Origin of the sequence: Bradyrhizobium sp. STM 3809, from assembly GCF_000239795.1 — a bacterium.
Taxonomy (GTDB): Bacteria; Pseudomonadota; Alphaproteobacteria; order Rhizobiales; family Xanthobacteraceae; genus Bradyrhizobium.
This window is the reverse complement of record NZ_CAFJ01000267.1, coordinates 1-17407: the sequence shown is the minus strand read 5'-3', so window position 1 is coordinate 17407 and position 17407 is coordinate 1. Positions and strand designations below refer to the sequence as shown.

At 66.7% G+C, this 17407-nt stretch carries 12 protein-coding genes and 1 pseudogene; 9 read left to right on the top strand and 4 right to left on the bottom strand.

Annotated features, from left to right (window positions below):
• Both BRAS3809_RS15160 and BRAS3809_RS15155 read left to right on the top strand, forming a co-directional pair.
• The coding region (locus BRAS3809_RS15160; protein WP_035656362.1) for a response regulator at positions 1 to 422 on the top strand (422 nt) is incomplete at its 5' end.
• A gap of 444 nt (positions 423 to 866) precedes the next feature.
• A complete protein-coding gene (locus tag BRAS3809_RS15155; RefSeq protein WP_008962994.1) occupies positions 867 to 1502 on the top strand; it encodes a response regulator transcription factor in 636 nt (211 codons plus the stop codon).
• A gap of 66 nt (positions 1503 to 1568) precedes the next feature.
• Here the strand turns inward: BRAS3809_RS15155 and BRAS3809_RS15150 are convergent, their stop codons facing one another.
• Both BRAS3809_RS15150 and BRAS3809_RS15145 read right to left on the bottom strand, forming a co-directional pair.
• A complete protein-coding gene (locus tag BRAS3809_RS15150; RefSeq protein ID WP_008962993.1) occupies positions 1569 to 5180 on the bottom strand; it encodes a PAS domain S-box protein in 3612 nt (1203 codons plus the stop codon).
• Complete coding sequence (locus BRAS3809_RS15145) at positions 5161 to 5595, bottom strand: response regulator (RefSeq protein WP_008962992.1); 435 nt, start codon at positions 5593 to 5595, stop codon at positions 5161 to 5163. Before BRAS3809_RS15145 ends, BRAS3809_RS15150 begins: the two co-directional genes overlap by 20 nt.
• Positions 5596 to 5912: 317 nt before the next feature.
• Here BRAS3809_RS15145 and BRAS3809_RS37755 point away from each other — a divergent pair.
• Together BRAS3809_RS37755 and BRAS3809_RS15135 are read left to right on the top strand one after the other, a co-directional pair.
• Positions 5913 to 8053: pseudogene (locus BRAS3809_RS37755) on the top strand (methyl-accepting chemotaxis protein).
• A gap of 52 nt (positions 8054 to 8105) precedes the next feature.
• Entirely contained in the window at positions 8106 to 10298 is a 2193-nt protein-coding gene (locus BRAS3809_RS15135) for a HAMP domain-containing methyl-accepting chemotaxis protein (RefSeq protein WP_035656357.1), read from the top strand.
• A gap of 18 nt (positions 10299 to 10316) precedes the next feature.
• Here BRAS3809_RS15135 and BRAS3809_RS15130 read toward each other — a convergent pair whose 3' ends face one another.
• Positions 10317 to 11033, bottom strand: a complete 717-nt coding sequence (locus BRAS3809_RS15130) for a GntR family transcriptional regulator (protein WP_008962988.1) — start codon at positions 11031 to 11033, stop codon at positions 10317 to 10319.
• A gap of 169 nt (positions 11034 to 11202) precedes the next feature.
• Between BRAS3809_RS15130 and BRAS3809_RS15125 the strand changes: the two genes are divergently transcribed.
• The 5 genes from BRAS3809_RS15125 (at position 11203) to BRAS3809_RS15105 (ending at position 16390) form a co-directional block, all read left to right on the top strand.
• The gene (locus tag BRAS3809_RS15125) at positions 11203 to 12189 is read left to right on the top strand and encodes an ABC transporter substrate-binding protein (RefSeq protein ID WP_035656359.1); all 987 of its coding nucleotides are present in this window, start codon (positions 11203 to 11205) and stop codon (positions 12187 to 12189) included.
• Positions 12189 to 12953 (top strand): ABC transporter ATP-binding protein, encoded by a 765-nt coding sequence (locus tag BRAS3809_RS15120; RefSeq protein WP_008962986.1) that lies wholly within the window; start codon positions 12189 to 12191, stop codon positions 12951 to 12953. The genes BRAS3809_RS15125 and BRAS3809_RS15120 overlap by 1 nt, the downstream gene beginning before the upstream one ends.
• 11 nt (positions 12954 to 12964) lie before the next feature.
• Positions 12965 to 13825 carry an ABC transporter permease gene (locus BRAS3809_RS15115; RefSeq protein ID WP_008962985.1) on the top strand — a complete coding sequence of 287 codons (861 nt, stop codon included), beginning with the start codon at positions 12965 to 12967 and terminating at the stop codon, positions 13823 to 13825.
• The gene (gene araD, locus BRAS3809_RS15110; protein ID WP_008962984.1) at positions 13822 to 15558 is read left to right on the top strand and encodes an L-arabinonate dehydratase; all 1737 of its coding nucleotides are present in this window, start codon (positions 13822 to 13824) and stop codon (positions 15556 to 15558) included. The genes BRAS3809_RS15115 and araD overlap by 4 nt, the downstream gene beginning before the upstream one ends.
• Positions 15559 to 15670: 112 nt before the next feature.
• Positions 15671 to 16390 (top strand): ribonuclease activity regulator RraA, encoded by a 720-nt coding sequence (locus BRAS3809_RS15105; protein ID WP_008962983.1) that lies wholly within the window; start codon positions 15671 to 15673, stop codon positions 16388 to 16390.
• 190 nt (positions 16391 to 16580) lie between these two features.
• Here BRAS3809_RS15105 and BRAS3809_RS15100 read toward each other — a convergent pair.
• Positions 16581 to 17407: prolyl oligopeptidase family serine peptidase (locus BRAS3809_RS15100; protein ID WP_035656354.1), on the bottom strand; the 827-nt coding region annotated here is incomplete at its 5' end.

The following is a 17407-nucleotide window of genomic DNA, read 5'->3' as shown; positions in this document are numbered from 1 at the left end:
ACGATGACGCCGCCCAGAGGACGCTGATCTCCTTGGCGGCCAAGCAGGCTGGCCATGCCGTGACCGTCGTCGCCACTTGCAACGATGCGATCCGTGAGGTGCGCAACAAGCGTTTCGATTGCGTCACTCTCGACCTCATGCTCGAGGATGGCGACGGCACCGACGTGCTCAAGGCGATCGCCGACAGCCGCTTCGCCGGGTCGGTGATCGTGATCAGCGGCATGGACGCGGCGCGACGTATCGCGGCGCGGCTCTATGCCCGCTCGCTCGGGATCGATCTCCAGAGCCTGCCGAAGCCGGTCGATCTGGCTGCGCTGCGCATCTTCCTCGCCAATCTCGGCAAGACCGCGCTGGGCCTTCCGGTGGTCCACACCTGGGGCGGCGTCGCAGCGGATGGTGTTGCCGCCAAGCATCGGTCGTGACTCGGCTCGGCTGACGCTCGGCGATTTCCCTCGGACGTATGCGGGTCTTCGATCTCGTCCCTGATCATCACGATCAGCAACGCGCGGGACAGGGCTGCCTGTGTCGACTGCTGTGCAGACATGCCCCCAGATCAGCTCGGGCTGTCGGAACGCTGCGACCCGCCTCGCGGCGTCCGCGCCACGATGCCTTGATATCGATCATGATGACATCCGCAGCAACGTGTTTTGCAAGGCAGCATGCTGCCGGCAACGACGGCCTCGAGCAACGACTGCCTTGAGATCGTGTCCAGATCGTGTTCTCGTGATGGCGGCGCCCACATGCAGCTACTACTTGTGGGTTGGTGGCTTAAGCCGTACAAATACGGGTGCCCAAAACGCCTCATGAGTATGGTACCATAACACGCGCTTTCATTGTTTCTTCTCCCTTTGCAAGAGCAATCGCCCATGGCCGAACAAACAACTTCCCGCGGTGAGATCTTTGTCGTCGACGACGACCCAGCCGTGCGCGACACCCTTTCGATGGTCCTGTCGGCGGGCGGATATGAGGTCATCTGCTTTGCGGACGGGGCCGCGCTCCTGGCCGTGGCCAGGAGCCGGACACCATCCTGCATCCTTCTCGACGTCCATATCCCCGGCAAGTCGGGCCTCGACATCCTCAGGGAACTTCATGGTGAGGACTATCCGGCGCCGATCTTCATGATCTCGGGCCAGGGCGATATTCCGATGGCCGTCAACGCCATCAAGAACGGCGCGCTGGACTTCATCGAGAAGCCATTTCGCGGCAGTGAGATCGTGGCTCGCCTGAATGACGCCATCGGCGCGTTTGCGCGACGCCAGAAGGAGAACGCGTCGCCGAAGATCGGCTCGTTGCATTTCCCAGGCCGGGAGCCGCTGACACGGCGCGAGCGTGAAGTCCTGGAACAGTTCACGGCCGGCGCCTCGAACAAGGAAGCCGGACGCACGCTCGGCATCAGCCCGCGGACGATCGAGGACCACCGCGCCAACATCATGAAGAAACTGGGCGCTCGCAACGCGGCGGACCTGATCCGGATCGTGATGACGGCGTCGCGCGCCAGTTGAGATGGTCCGCCGGGCCGCTGATGGGCGGCTCGGGACCGTATGCTCCGCACGAGGTCGGCGCCGGGGTCACGCGTCGCTGGCGTGGAGCGCCTTGCGGATCATGTTGGCCAGTTCGGATTTGCGATACGGCTTCGGCAGCAGAAGCAGTCCCTCGTCGAGCCGGCCGTGATGCACGATCGCATTTTCCGTGTAGCCGGACGTGAACAGCACGCGCTGGCCGGGGCGGATCCGCTGGACCTCCGACGCGAGCTGGCGTCCGTTCATCGTGCCGGGCATGATGATATCGGTGAACAGCAGATCGAATGGCTCGCCGGCGTTGGTGATCGCGAGCGCTTCCGCCGCATTGGCGGCTTCGAGCGTCGCATAGCCGAGGGCGTGGAGCTGGGCCAGCACGTACCCGCGCACCAGCCGGTCGTCCTCGACCACCAGGATCGTCTCGTGGCCGCCTTCGATGCTGGGAGCGGCGCCGGATGGCAGGGACAGCGCGCCCTCGCTGCCGGGCGGCAGGTACATGCGGATCGTGGTCCCATGTCCCTCCTCGCTGTAGATCCTGATGTGCCCCGCTGACTGCTTCACGAAGCCGTAGACCATCGACAGGCCGAGCCCCGTGCCCTTGCCGGGTCCCTTCGAGGTGAAGAACGGATTGAACACCTTGTCGATGATGCCGGCCGGAATGCCGCTGCCGCTGTCGCTCACCGCGATCATCGCGTAGCGGCCGGGCCTGACGTCGTCGTAGAGGCTCGCGTAGTTCTCGTCGAGGTCGGCCCAGCCGGTCTCCAGGATCAGCTTGCCGCCGTTGGGCATCGCGTCGCGGGCATTGAGCGCGAGATTGATGATCGCGGTGGCGAGCTGGTTGGGGTCGACATGCGCGACGCAGGTCTCGTCCTGGAACACGGATTCGATCTCGATCTGCTCGCCGAGCGTGGGCCGCAGCAGCTTGGCCGTGTCGATGATCAGCGTGTTGACGTCGACCTCGCGCGGCTGCAGCGGTTGCCGGCGCGCGAAGGCGAGCAGATGCTGGGTGAGATCGGCGCCGCGCGCCGCGGCCTCGTCGATCATCCGGGTGATCGCGGCGAGCTGCGGCTCCTTGGCGACCGCTGCGGCGAGGATCTCGATCGTGCCGGTGATCACCGTGAGGATGTTGTTGAAGTCATGCGCGATGCCGCCGGTGAGCTGGCCGATGGCTTCCATCTTCTCCGACTGCCGGATCCGTTCCTCCGTCGCGATCTTCTCGGTCAGGTCGCGGAAGAAGCCGTTGAGCACGAACCCGTTGCGTGTCTTCAGCGCGGTCACGCTGAGCTCGGCCCTGAATTCGCGCCCGTCGCGCCGCCTCACCATGACTTCGCGCCGCCGGCCGACACCGAGCGCGGAGGCCTGGCCGGTCATCACGATGCGGCCGAGCGCCGAGCGCAGCTCCTCGCCATCGCCGTCCGCCGTGATCACGTCGAACACGTCCCTGCCGAGGATCTCGGCGCGGGACCAGCCGAAGATCCGCTCGGCCTGCGAGTTCCAGTTGAGGATGGCGCCCTTGTCGGAGATCTGCACGAAAGCGTCCAGCGCGGTCTCGACGATGTTGCGGGCGAGCTGCTCGCTTTCGCGCAGGGTCTCCTGGGCCAGCCGGCTCTCCGTCATGTCGCGGCCGATGAAGAAATGGCGTTGCACCGGCTCCGACCAGTTCGAGGTCCAGGACAGCGTCACCACGCGGCCGTCCTTGTGCAGGTAGCGTCCGTCGGACGTGCGGGCTCGCAGGCCGTTGCGCGAGGCGCGCAGCTCCTCCCGCGCCTTGGGCAGATCGTCGGGATGGATGAAGTCGGCGCCGCTGCGTCCGATCAGCTCGGCGGGGCTGTAGCCCAGAATGGTCTCCACGCTCGGCGACACCTGCACCAGCACGCCGTGGCGGTCGGTGATCAGGATCAGGTCCTGCGAGGTCTCGAAGATACGCCGGCGCTCTTCGGTCTGCTGCCGCAGCGCTTGCTCGGTCCTGCGGCTCTCGGTGATGTCGCGCGCGATCTTGGACGCGCCGATGATCTGTCCCGCGGGCGACTTGATCGGCGAAACGCTGAGCGATACCAGGATGTGCTCGCCGTCCTTGCGGATGCGGACCGTCTCGAAGGCCTGGATCCGCTCGCCGCGTGCGACGCGCTTGAGAATGTCCTCGGCCTCAGCCGTCCTGTCGGGCGGCACCAGGAAATCTGCCTGACGTCCCACGGCATCCTCGGCGGCGTAGCCCAGCATGGTCTGCGCGGCCGGATTCCACCCCGTGATGGTGCCGTCGAGCGCGAGCGTGATGATCGCGTCGTTCGATGATTCCACCGCGGCGCTGTACAGCCGTTCGCGCGCGGCGAAATGGTCGCGCGCCGCCTCGGTCAGGTAGTGCTCCTGGACCTCGCGCTCCAGCTCGGCGGTCTTGTTGCGGACCTCGTCCAGCACGCGGGCGAAGGCGCGCGCCAGAACGCCGGTTTCTCCGACGGCCTCGAGCGGGATCTTCACCGCCTCGCCACGGCCCACGCCCTCGACCGCCTGGGTCAGCTGATTGATGGGACGCGTCAGCGATCTCGCGACCACGAAGGCCAGCGCGGCGGCACACAGCATCGCGATCAGGCCGACCTCGATCGCCGTCTTGCGGATGGCGAGAGCTGGCGCCATGAACGCCGTGTTCGGGATGGTCTCGATCACCGCCACCCATTCCTGCCCGGCGAGCAGCGCGGGCGCGAATGCGACACCGCCAGGCCGGTCGGCATCGTCGTGGAGAATGCGCGCAAAGCCCTCGGTGCTGCCGGTCGCGCTTGCAAGCGAGGGGAAATCGTCCTGCCAGCGCGCCGACTGGCCGCGCTTCGAGGCGAATTCGCGCTCGGATTCCGGATGGAAGAGATAGTCGCCGCGGGCGTTGACGACGTAGAGCTGTGCGCCCGGCCGCGATGCCGTGCGCAAATGTGCGAACACCGGACGCATGTCCAGATCGATGATCAGGATCGCGAACGGCTTGCCGTCCGGCGCGAGCACCGGCGTGCCGACACACAACATCGGTACTCCGGTCTTGGGATCGGTCGTGTTGCCGTCGAGGATGATCGGCGAGATCCTGATCCCGCCTGGCGCGAGGTTCAGCGTCTCCTTGATGTACTTGCGTTCGCCGCGCGTGATCAGTTCGCTCTCCGGGACGATCCGGACGGTGTTGCCGGGCCCGAGGCGGTCGACGCGGATCAGCTCTCGATAATCGTTCTCGATTCCGACCAGCCGGATCATCGCGTAGGTCGGCTTGGCCTGCAGCTCGGCGAAATAGCGCATGGCCACACGCTCGCGCCAGGACTGCGCCGGCAGACCCTCGCGCGGATCGGGCGCGCCGGTCTTCAAGGTGCGCATCAGCGTCGCGAGGTTCGGCGAGGCCCGGTAGCCGTTGATGTCGTTGCGAGCACCACCGACATAGTTTTCCAGCTCGGTGGCCATCAGGCGCGAATGCGACTCGATGCGATCCAGCGCGCGGGGCAAGAGCGCCCGCTCGAGGCTGCGGTAGCCGAGCCATCCGACGGCGAACACGGCGATCGCGACCAGCAGGATCATGGCGATCGCCAGCCGCGTCGTCAGCGAGATCCGGCGGCCGAGATGGCGCGCCTCGCCTGCGCCGTCGGGGCCGCCCAGCGACGCCTGGCCGGCTCTGCTCTCAGGAGTTCGGAACAGCATCGGAGCCTGGCCGTGGTCGGTCAACCTGCTTGCCCGCCGACGCCAGGCAGTCGGAGACCATCGTCACGAGGGCGGCCGGTTTGAAGGGCTTGGGCAACGCCGAAACCGCCCCCAGCTTGGTCGCCATGGTAAGATAATCGGGCTCCGGAATTGAGATCGAGCTGTGCGGTCGGCCGGAGGTCATCAGGATCGGAATGTCGGGAGCGCGCCGCAGGATCATGCGCATCGCCTCCAGCCCGTCCATGCCCGGCATGAAGATGTCGAGGATCACCAGATCGAAGCGCTCTCGCTCGACTCGGGCAAGCGCCTCCCCGCCCTCGGCCGCCGTGGCCACGACATGACCGGCGTGTTCGAGCACGCGCTGGATGGTCAGCCGCATGACAGGGTCGTCGTCAACGACCAGAATGTTCGCCACGCTCCGCCTCCCGATCGGCTGGCAGAAAGACCAACGGTCAGTTGTAAAGGTTTTGCCCAATTTGCCGCGCGCTGCAAGCGCTTCGCCCGGCAACTCACATGCTGAGGCCGAACTGGACCGATCCGGGTGTGTAGCGGCTGGATTTTTCGGGATGACCGCAGCGTTGCTGCCCAGCGTGTGTTTCTGCCTCGATTTAAGGCACTCGCGCCGTAGTTGTACGGCTGGAACCCTTCACGTTCGCTTAATCCGATCAATGGAAAAGTCACCAAAGTTCCCGCTTTGATTGTGTCGGCGTGCTACGCCCAGATGCACAACCTTTGAGCATTTTCGAGAAGACCTGCGATTTTGGGATGAGAAAAATCGATGATCGGAAATTTCAGGATCGGTGTTCGTCTCTCGGTGGGTTTCGGAGTGCTCGTCGCCATCGGGCTCGCAACCGCGGCTTTCGGCTACGGCCAGCTGAACAGCATTTCGACCAAGGTGATGCGCATGGCGGATCAGTCGCAGAACGCCATTGGCGTCGTGAAGATCTCGGCGGATCTGCACGCCGCCTCGCGGGCCATGCTGCGCTATCAGAACGATCGTGACCAGGCCAGCTATGCCGAGGCAGAGGCCCGGCTGTCGAGCGCGGCCGGAACGCTCGAGGCGACGATCCGTCGGACGGTGTCACAGGAGCGGCTTGCGGCCTATCGTCTGCTGCAGCCGGAGATTGCGTCGCTGAATGACAAGCGTCTCGCCCTGGGCAACGTGCTGCAGGCCTATTTCGCTGGCCGCGATGCCTTGTTCGTGGACGGCGACCGTCTCGCGGCGGATCTGCGCAAGCTGGTCGGGGCCGGCCAGGGGACGACCGAGGCTGCGGCCTTCGCGGCGCTGGAATTGACCGTCAACACGGCCCGGATCTCGGTCTGGCGCCACCTCGCCACGCACGAGGTGAAGCCGCGCGACGCTTTCGCGGCGGAACTGGGCCGGGCCAGGGCGCAGATCGCCGATCTCGAAGGTCGCGAGTCCGGGACGCTGGCCGGCATGATCGCGACGGTGAAGGCCGATCTGGCCGCCTATGCCGGCAGCTTCGACAAGGCATCGGGCAACCTGCTGCGCGGTCGCGAGATCTACGCGAACGAGATCGCGCCGCTGACCCGGTCAGCGATCGAACGGATCGAAAAGGTGGAGAGCGGGATCCGGTCGAACTATGCCGCGACGGTGGCCGAGACCAGCGGCTTGATCGACGGCGCCTCGGAGGTACAGCTCGCGACGGCCTTCGCCGCCGCCCTCCTGGGCGCCGCCTGCGCCTTCCTGATGGCCCGCAGCATCACCGGGCCGCTTCGGGTCCTGGTGGACGAATCCGGGCGGCTGTCGGCCGGCGACACGTCGGTCGAGTTCCTCGGTGCGCGGCGCCGCGACGAGGTCGGTCAGCTCGCGGGAGCGATCGCGAAATTCCGCGACAATGTGCTTGCTGGCCCAGCAGCAGGCCGCGCGGGGCGTGGCCGAGGCGGCCGAGCACCGCGCGGCGGCCAACCGCAACATGGAGCATGCGGTCGAGGAGTTCAGGCGCGCCGCCGAAGGGCTGCTCGGCAAGGTCGGCGAGAATGCCGACACCATGAAGCACACCGCGAGCGCGCTGACCAACATCTCTGCGCAGGCGACGCAGCAGGCCGAGGCCGCCGCCGATGCATCGGGGCGGACCGCCTCGAACGTCCAGACCGTGGCTGCAGCGGCCGAGGAGCTCGCAGGCTCGATCCAGGAGATCGGCCGCCAGATCGAACGCTCCAACGCCACGGTGCGATCAGCCAATACCACGACCGCGCGGTCCGAAAGCGAGATCGAGGGCCTCGCTCAGGCGGCCCAGAGCATCTCCTCCGTGGTCGACCTGATCCAGGCGATCGCAGCGCAGACCAACCTGCTGGCGCTCAATGCGACCATCGAGGCCGCGCGTGCCGGCGAGGCCGGCCGCGGCTTCGCGGTCGTGGCGCAGGAGGTCAAGTCGCTCGCCGAGCAGACCGCACGGGCGACCCAGGAGATCGCCCAGCACGTTCAGGGCATCCAGACGTCGACCGGAAATGCGGTGGCATCCGTGAAGCAGGTCGGGGTCGCGATGCGCGAGATCGACGAAGTCACGGGCGCGATCGCCAGCGCGGTCGAACAGCAGGGGGCTGCGACGCGCGAGATCTCGGAGAACGTGCAGATGGCGGCGTCCGGCTCGCACACGCTGGCCTCGAGCATCGCCACAGTGAGCGAAGCGATCCGCCAGACCAACCGGTCGGCCGACCAGGTCTCCAACTCGTCGGCCCAGGTCTCGCAGGCGGCCGAGCGGCTGGCGGAGGAAGTCCGCAGCTTCTTCGTCAAGCTGCGCACCGGCGCGCTGGACCGCCGGAAGCAGGACGGCGCGGGCTACAGGGGGCCGGAGCGGCGTCAGAACTACATTGCCGGGGTGACCGGCAAGCGAAAGAGCGTCGCATGAGTTGGCCCGCCGGCAGCAAGCGCCGGCTGGTCTGGAATGATTGGGGGATGGTATGTTTGGCTTCGTTTCGAACGTGAAGATTCAAAGCCGGCTGCTCGCCGGATTCGGTCTGATTTGTTTGTTGCTCGCCTGCGCCGTGGGCTATTCCGCCTACGCCGTGTCGGACGTGTCCGAGAAATTCCGCAAGATCGTCGAGCTGAGATCGCCGGTGGCGATCGGCAGCACGCAGCTGGTCGGCGACCTGCATGCCACGCTCGCGGCCCTGCGCGGCTACCTGCTCACGGGAGATCCGGACATGAAGCAGCGGCGGGCGGCGATGTGGGCGGAGTTCGACAAATCGATTCAGGATTTCGATCGGTTGGCGGAGCAGCTCAAGGTCCCTGCCAACCGCGCCTTGTGGGCGGAGGCCAAGCCGCTGCTCGCGGAGTTCAGGGCGGCCCAGGACAAGGCGGAAGCCGTGGCCTTCACCGCGGACGCCTATCCGGCGACCAGGCTGCTCGCGGCCGAAGCCTCGCCGCTGATCGCGACGATGTTCGCCGAGATCACCAAGATGATCGATGAGGAGAACGGGCTGGAGGCCACGCCGGAGCGGAAGCGGCTGTTGAAGACGATGGCCGATGTCCGCGGCAATCTCGCCGCCGCGGGCTCACAGCTCAGGCTCTACGTCGCCTCGGGCGAAGCCTCTGACCGTGACAAGTTCACGCCGCCCTATACCAACTACAAGAACGCGGTCGCGGTCATCGCGTCCCAGGCCAGCCTGCTGACCCCGTCGCAGAAGACCGCGTTCGACAAGGTGGCCAAGGCGAGCGAGGCATTCGCGCCGTTGCCGGACAAGATCTTCGCGTTGCGACAATCGCCGCAATGGAATGCCGCGGTGTTTCTGCTGGCGACGGAGGCGGCGCCGCGGGCCAACAAGCTGCTGGACCTTCTCGACGGCAAGAGACGGGCGGATGGAACGTTCGGTGATGGCATGAAGACGAACCAGCAGGATGTGCTGGTGAAGGACTCGGCCGACGTCGCGGCGCTGATCGAGCGGCTCCTGCTGACGGAGTGGCTGCTGCTCGCCGTCGGCCTGCTGCTCGGGCTTTCCATCGCCATCCTGGTGGCGCGCTCGATCACGCGGCCGATCAAGGAGCTGGTCGCCGATTCGGCGCGCCTGTCGGACGGCGACACGACGGTGGAGTTCAAGACCGCCGCCCTTGCCGACGAGATCGGCGAGGTGTCCAGGGCCGTCGCGGCGTTCCGGGACAACGTGATCGCGCAGCAGCAGGCCTCGTCGAACTATGTCCGCGAGGCGGAGGCGCGCGAGGCGATGAACCGCAACATGGAGCAGGCGGTGGAGGCGTTCCGCGCCAAATCGACCGAGCTGCTCTCGGAGGTCGACGAGAATGTCGGCGTCATGAAGAACACGGCGGAGTCGCTGACCGGGATCGCCAGCCATGCCACCGACCAGGCGGCCTCCGCGGCCGGCGCATCCGAGAAGACCGCGATGAACGTCCAGACGGTCGCATCGGCCGCAGAGCAGCTTGCGTCATCGATCGTCGAAATCGGGCGCCAGATCGAGTTGTCCAACGCCACGGTGCGCAATGCCAATGCGACGACCGCGCGCTCCGAGGCCGAGATCGAGGGGCTGGCGCAGGCGGCGCAGAGCATCTCCACCGTGGTCGACCTGATCCAGGCGATTGCCGCACAGACCAATCTGCTGGCGTTGAACGCAACGATCGAGGCGGCGCGGGCCGGCGAGGCCGGCCGAGGCTTCGCGGTCGTCGCGCAGGAGGTGAAGTCGCTGGCGGAGCAGACCGCCAAGGCGACCCAGGAGATCGGCCAGCACGTGCAGGGCATCCAGAGCTCGACCAGCAACGCGGTCGCCTCCGTCAAGGAGGTCGCCACGGCGATGCGCCAGATGGCCGACGTCACCACCGCGATCGCCAGCGCCGTCGAGCAGCAGGGCGCGGCGACGCGCGAGATCTCGCACAATGTCCAGATGGCCGCATCCGGCAGCAAGACGCTGGCGTCCAACATTTCGACCGTCAGCGGGGCGATCGAGGAGACCAGCCAGTCGGCCGACAGCGTCCGCAACGCCTCGACCAATGTCTCGCGCGCGGCCGAGAATCTGGCGGCCGAGGTCGAGGAGTTCTTCATCCGGCTGCGCAGCGGTCCGCTCGATCGCCGTGTCGAGAATGATCCGAACTACCGGGGTCCCGAGCGTCGCGCCGGCCGGACCGCGGGGAGGCGGGCGGCGTGATGATCCGTCCGGCTCCGCTCAGGCGGAGTCGCTGAGATAGTCCGGCCAGCGGCTGCGGATGGTGGCGAGGTCGCTCAGCGTGCCTGTCAGATGCTCGCGCAGGTGCGCCTGCGCCGCGTCCGGCTGTCCGGCAGCGATCGCGTCGACGATCTGCTTGTGGTGACGCAGGATGGTCTGTGCCTTGCCGGGGGACGGCAGATGCAGCCGCCGCAGCCGGTCGATATGGCCGCTGCGGCTGCGCGCCAGTGTCCACAAGTCGTGCTTGTCGGCGGCGGTGTAGAGCCGTTCGTGGAAGGCGTTGTCGACGACGGTGAAGGACGCGAAATCGCCGTCCTTCGTGAAGCGCCGCTGCTGAGCGATCAACGCATAGAGCTCGTCGACGGGGGCGGCCGCCGGCGTCAGGGCCAGCAGGCGCACGATTTCGAGCTCCAGCGCCTGGCGCAGGAACTGCGCCTGCTGCGCACGGCCGACATCGATGCGGCTGACCAGGGTCGCATGCTGCGGAAACACCTCGACCAGTCCTTCCTCGGCGAGTCGCATCAAGGCATCGCGGATCGGAGTCGAGCTGAGGCCGAACTCGGCCTGCAGCGCGGTGCGCGACAGCGGCGCGCCGGGTGGCAGCGCCAGCGCGATGATCTGGTCGCGCAGCCGTTCGAACACCTGCGGCGCCGCGCGCCGGCTGGGGTCGAGCCGTTCGGCCGGGAGAGCTGCAGGTGGCGTCACGGGAAATGCCATGGGGGCGGACGTCCGGCTGGAATGTCGCAGGCGAAGAACGGCGCTTGTCAGAGATGCACTAATGCATTAGTGCATCGGAGGGCCAGGCGTCAAGAAGCCGCCGGCGTGCGGGGGGGGGGGATGTCCCATGTTTGAGAAATTCGGGCGCTCGGCCGCATGGGCCGCCGTCATGCTCGCCGCCATCTGGGGCGTGGCAGGCGGGACTGCGGCCCAGGCGCAGCAGAAGACCGAGATATCGCTGTCGCGCCAGCCCGGCATCTTCTACATGCCGAGCCACATCATCGAGAAGCAGAAGCTGATCGAGAAGCACGCCGCCGCGCTCGGGCTTCCCGGTGTCACCACGAGATGGCTGACCTTCTCCGGCGGCGGCGCACAGACCGACGCGCTGCTGTCGGGCAGCGTCGACATCCTCAACACCGGCACCGGCAATCTGCTGCTGCTGTGGGATCGCACCCGCGGCGGCGTGAAGGGCATCGTCGCCACCTCGGCGCAGCCGATGACGCTGATCAGCCGCGATCCCAACATCAAGTCGATCAAGGATTTCGGGCCGACCGACAAGATCGCGGTGCCGACCGTGAAGGTCTCGACTCAGGCGATCGTATTGCAGATCGCCGCCGCCGAGGCGTTCGGCGTCGACCAGTGGAACAAGCTCGACGCCAACACAGTGCAGCTCGGTCACCCCGATGCCTACACCGCGCTGACCAATCCGCAGCACGAGGTGCACAACCACTTCTCCATCCCGCCCTACACGTTCCTCGAATTGAAGAACGTGCCCGGCGCGCATGTCGTGCTGAACTCGCCGGATGTGATGGGGGGCCCGCTGAGCCAGGCGCAGTTCTTCACCACGACGAAGTTCGCCGACGCCAATCCGAAGATCATCCAGGCGGTGCGCGACGCGACGAAGGAGGCGCAGGATCTGATCCGCAGCGACACCAGGACCGCCGTCGAGATCTACAAGGAGATCACCGGCGACAAGACCTCGGTCGAGGACCTGCTCGCATGGCTGAAGGAGCCGGGCATGATGGAGTGGAATCTCGAGCCGCAGGGCACGATGAAGTTCGCCGCGCACCTCGCCAGGATCGGCACCATCAAGACCCAGCCGAAGGCGTGGACCGACTATTATCTCCCGGTCGCGCACGACCTGAAGGGCAACTGATGTCCGCGCTGCTCGATGTCGATGGCGTCACCTTGCGCTACAAGACCTCCAGCGCCGTGATCACGGCGACGGAGCGCGTCGGCTTCTCGGTCGACCGCTCCGACCGCTTCGTGCTGCTCGGGCCCTCTGGCTGCGGCAAGTCGACTTTGCTCAAGGCCGTCGGCGGCTATATCAAGCCGAGCGAGGGCCGGATGCAGATCAACGGTCGCGAGATCACCGGCCCCGGCGCCGACCGCATGATGATCTTCCAGGAGTTCGATCAACTGCTGCCCTGGAAGACCGTGCTCGCCAACGTCATGTTCCCGCTGCTGACGGCGCGGCGCATGCCGCGCAAGGAGGCCGAGAGTAGGGCGCGTGCCTATATCGAGAAGGTCGGGCTGACGCGCGTGGTCGATGCCTACCCGCACACGTTGTCCGGCGGTATGAAGCAGCGCGTCGCGATCGCCCGGGGCATGGCGATGGAGCCGGATATTCTGCTGATGGACGAGCCGTTCGCCGCGCTCGATGCGCTCACGCGGCGGACCTGCCAGGACGAGCTGTTGCAGCTCTGGAACGAGACGAAGTTCACCGTGCTGTTCGTGACGCATTCGATCGCGGAGGCGATCAAGATCGGCAACCGCATCCTGCTGCTGTCGCCGCATCCCGGCCGCGTCAAGGCCGAGGTGGTCGACGTCGACAAGGTCTCGGCCGAGGACGGCAGCGCGGCGCGCCTCGAGAGGCAGATCCACGATCTCCTGTTCTCCGAACCCGCCACCGCTCATTGAGGTCATCTCCCATGGCTGACGCCAAGATCATCCTGCGCGAGACGTCGGCGGCAAGTCCCAGGCCCACCGATGTCGAGCGCCAATTGAGCCTGCTCGAGCTGCTGTGGAACGATGGCTTCGTGCGCAAGAGCCTGATCATCATCGTGCTCGCGGCGATCTGGCAGGCCTATGGCAGCTATCTCGACAATCCCCTGCTGTTCCCGACCTTCTCCGACACAGTCGCGGCGCTGTGGGAGAAGGTGCGGGACGGTACCATCCCGATGCGCGCCTGGACCTCGCTGAAGGTGCTGTTCATGGGCTATGCCGCGGGCATCTCGCTCGCGGCCATCCTCACCGTGCTGGCGATCTCGACCCGGATCGGCACGGATTTTCTCGAGACCGTCACGGCCATGTTCAACCCGCTGCCGGCGATCGCGCTGTTGCCGCTGGCGTTGATCTGGTTCGGTCTCGGCAGCGGCAGCCTCGTGTTCGTGCTGATCCATTCCGTGCTGTGGCCGGTGGCGCTCAACACGCATTCCGGCTTCAAGAGCGTCTCCAATACGCTGCGCATGGTCGGCCGCAACTACGGGCTCACCGGATTCTCCTACGTCATCCGCATCCTGATTCCCGCGGCGTTCGGCGCCATCCTCACCGGTCTCAAGATCGGCTGGGCCTTCGCCTGGCGCACCCTGATTGCCGCGGAGCTGGTGTTCGGTGTCTCTTCGGGGCAGGGTGGCCTCGGCTGGTTCATCTTCGAGAACCGCAACCTGCTGGAGATTCCGGCGGTGTTCGCCGGCCTCTTGACCGTGATCCTGATCGGCCTCGTGGTCGAGAACCTCATCTTCCGCACCATCGAGCGCAGGACCGTGCTGACCTGGGGAACGCAATCATGAGCCACAACAAAACCCCCGATCAGCTCCGCAGCGCGCGCTGGTTCGCCCCCGACGATCTCCGCTCCTTCGGCCATCGCTCGCGCGTGATGCAGATGGGCTATGCCCAGCACGAGTGGAAGGGGCGGCCGGTCATCGCCATCGTCAACACCTGGTCGGACGCGCAGCCCTGCCACATGCACTTCAAGCAGCGCGTCGACGACGTCAAGCGCGGTGTGTTGATGGCCGGCGGCTTTCCGATCGAGCTGCCGGCGCTGTCGCTGTCGGAGTCGCTGCTGAAGCCGACCACGATGCTCTATCGCAACATGCTGGCGATGGATGTCGAGGAGCTGTTGCGCAGCCATCCGGTCGACGGCGTGGTGCTGATGGGCGGCTGCGACAAGACCACGCCGGCGCTGCTGCTCGGCGCCACCAGCATGAACCTGCCGGCGATCTACCTTCCGGCAGGGCCGATGCTGCGCGGCAATTGGAAGGGCAAGACGCTCGGCTCCGGCTCGGACGCCTGGAAATACTGGGACGAGCGCCGCGCCGGAAAACTGTCGGAAGCGGATTGGAGCGCGATGGAGGCCGGCATCGCCCGCAGCCACGGCACCTGCATGACCATGGGCACGGCCTCGACCATGACGGCGATCGCGGAGGCGATCGGCATGACCCTGCCGGGCGCCTCGTCGATCCCCGCGGCTGATGCCGAGCACATCCGCATGAGCTCGGAATGCGGCCGCCGCATCGTCGAGATGGTGTGGGAGGACCTGACGCCGGCGAAGATCCAGACGCGCGCAGCGTTCGAGAACGCGATCGCGGTCGCGATGGCGATGGGCTGCTCCACCAACGCGATCATCCACGTGATCGCGCAGGCGCGCCGTGCAGGCGCCGACATCGGCCTCGACGATTTCGAGGCCGCCAGCCGCAAGGTGCCGGTGCTCGCCAATGTCCGGCCGAGCGGCGATACTTATCTGATGGAGGATTTCTACTACGCCGGCGGGCTTCCCGGCCTGATGAGCCGCATGACCGAGCATCTCCATCTCGACTGCCTCACCGTCAACGGCCGCACCCTCGGCGACAACATCAAGGGCGCCGGCGTTTACAATGACGATGTCATCCGGCCGCAGTCGAACCCGATCTATCGCGAGGGCGCGCTCGCGGTGCTCAAGGGCAATCTCGCGCCCGACGGCTGCGTCATCAAGCCTTCCGCCTGCGAGCCGCGCCTCCTCAGGCATACCGGCCCGGCGCTGGTGTTCGACGACTATCCGTCGATGAAGAAGGCGATCGATGATCCTGAGCTCGACGTGACCGCCGACCACGTGATGATCCTGCGCAATGCCGGCCCGCAGGGCGGTCCGGGCATGCCGGAATGGGGCATGCTGCCGATCCCGACCAAGCTGGTGAAGCAGGGCGTCCGTGACATGGTGCGCCTGTCGGATGCGCGCATGAGCGGCACCAGCTACGGCGCCTGCATCCTGCACGTCTCGCCGGAGTCCTACATTGGCGGTCCACTCGCGCTGGTTCGCAACGGCGACCTCATCACGCTCGATGTCGCCGCCCGCACCATCAATCTCGACGTGCCCGCGGACGAGCTGACCCGCCGCCGCGCGGCATGGACGCCCCCGGCGCCGCGCTTCGAGCGCGGCTACGGCTGGATGTTCGCCCGCCACATCAGGCAGGCCAATGACGGCTGCGACTTCGACTTCCTCGAGACCGGCTTCGGCGCGCCCGTGAGCGAGCCGGCGATTTATTAGTTCAGCTGTCATTCCGGGGCGCCGCAGAGCGGCGAGCCCGGAATCCATAACCACGATCGGGAGTATGGATTCCGGGCGCGCGCTCCGGAATGACGAACGGAGAGAGCATCACATGACCAAACTCAGCACCGCCACCCGCAACAAGCTCAAGACCGTTTCGACCGCGACCGTCGCCACCGCGCTGTTCAAGCGCGGCCTGCGCATCCAGTGCATCCAGAACGTCCATCCGCTCAGCCCGGAGCAGCCGACCATGGTCGGCGAGGCGTTTACGTTGCGCTACATCCCGGCACGCGAGGACCTCAACACCATCGACGTCTTCCGCGATCGCGGTCACCCGCAGCGCAAGGCCGTCGAGGAATGCCCGCCCGGCGCGGTGCTGGTGATGGACAGCCGCAAGGACGCACGCGCAGCCTCGGCGGGTGCGATCCTGGTGAGCCGGCTGCAGCAGCGCGGCGTCGCCGGCGTCGTCACAGACGGCGGCTTCCGTGACTCCGCCGAGATCGCCAAGCTCGGCATCCCCGCCTTCCACCAGCGCTCGAGCGCGCCGACCAACCTCACCCTGCATCACGCCATCGAGATCAACGGCCCGATCGCCTGCGGCGACGCGCCGGTGTTCCCCGGCGACGTCATCCTCGGCGATTCCGACGGCGTCATCGTCATCCCCGCTGGTATCGTCGACGAGATCGCGGAGGAGACCTACGAGATGACCGCCTTCGAGGATTTCGTCGCCGAGCAGGTCGCCCAGGGCCGCTCCATCCTCGGCCTCTACCCGCCGACCGACCCGCAGACCCCGGCCGATTTCGCGGCATGGCGCGCGAAGAACAACAGGTAGTGGCAATACACACCGCTGTCGTCCCGGCCTTGAGCCGGGACCCATAACAACCGGGTGGTGTGATTGCGAAGGACGTACCTCCAGCACGCTCAACAACGAACGGCGGTGGTTATGGGTCCCGGCTCAGGGCCGGGACGACACCGTTGGTGTGGCGAGATGCCGTCACGCAGCCCGCCCTTGCCATCACCACTCACACCGCCTTGTCCGCCAGCCCCACCGCCCACAGCGCGAACGCATAGACGATTGCGATCTCGTCCAATCGGTTGAAGCGGCCGGAGGCGCCGCCGTGGCCGGCGCCCATGTTGGTGCGGAGCACGACCGGGCCGCCACCGGTCATCGTGGCGCGCAGCCGCGCGATCCATTTCGCCGGCTCCCAATAGGTCACGCGCGGATCGGTCAGGCCGGCCATCGCCAGGATCGCCGGATAATCCTTGGCGGTGACGTTGTCATACGGCGAGTAGGACAGGATGGTGCGGAAATCCGTCTCGCTCTCGATCGGGTTGCCCCATTCGGGCCATTCCGGCGGGGTCAGCGGCAAGGTGTCGTCGAGCATCGTATTCAGCACGTCGACGAACGGTACCTCGGCGACGATGCCGGCGAACAACTCGCCCGCGCGGTTGGCGACCGCGCCCATCAGCATGCCGCCCGCGCTGCCGCCATGGCCGACGATCCGCTTGGCGCTGGTGTAGTTGGCCGCGATCAACGCGCGCGCGCAGGCCGCGAAATCGTCAAAACTGTTGGTCTTCTTCGCGCGCTTGCCGTCGAGGTACCAGCCCCAGCCCTTGTCGGTGCCGCCGCGGATATGCGCGATCGCATAGACGAAGCCGCGGTCGACGAGGGACAGCCGGTTGGCCGAGAACGAGGCCGGCATCGCATGGCCATAGGAGCCGTAGCCATAGAGTAGCAGCGGCGCCGAGCCGTCGGCCTTGAAGTCGCGCCGGTGCAGCAGCGACACCGGCACCTCGGCGCCGTCCGCCGCCTTGGCCATGATGCGCGTGGTGACGTAGTCGGCCGGAT

What these genes read in the sequence shown, in the direction of transcription:
- BRAS3809_RS15155 (WP_008962994.1), top strand. Translation starts at nt 867, where the DNA reads ATGGCCGAACAAACAACTTCCCGCGGTGAGATCTTTGTCGTCGACGAC.
- BRAS3809_RS15150 (WP_008962993.1), bottom strand. Translation starts at nt 5,180, where the DNA reads ATGCTGTTCCGAACTCCTGAGAGCAGAGCCGGCCAGGCGTCGCTGGGC.
- BRAS3809_RS15135 (WP_035656357.1), top strand. Translation starts at nt 8,106, where the DNA reads ATGTTTGGCTTCGTTTCGAACGTGAAGATTCAAAGCCGGCTGCTCGCC.
- BRAS3809_RS15130 (WP_008962988.1), bottom strand. Translation starts at nt 11,033, where the DNA reads ATGGCATTTCCCGTGACGCCACCTGCAGCTCTCCCGGCCGAACGGCTC.
- BRAS3809_RS15125 (WP_035656359.1), top strand. Translation starts at nt 11,203, where the DNA reads ATGCTCGCCGCCATCTGGGGCGTGGCAGGCGGGACTGCGGCCCAGGCG.
- BRAS3809_RS15120 (WP_008962986.1), top strand. Translation starts at nt 12,189, where the DNA reads ATGTCCGCGCTGCTCGATGTCGATGGCGTCACCTTGCGCTACAAGACC.
- BRAS3809_RS15115 (WP_008962985.1), top strand. Translation starts at nt 12,965, where the DNA reads ATGGCTGACGCCAAGATCATCCTGCGCGAGACGTCGGCGGCAAGTCCC.
- araD (WP_008962984.1), top strand. Translation starts at nt 13,822, where the DNA reads ATGAGCCACAACAAAACCCCCGATCAGCTCCGCAGCGCGCGCTGGTTC.
- BRAS3809_RS15105 (WP_008962983.1), top strand. Translation starts at nt 15,671, where the DNA reads ATGACCAAACTCAGCACCGCCACCCGCAACAAGCTCAAGACCGTTTCG.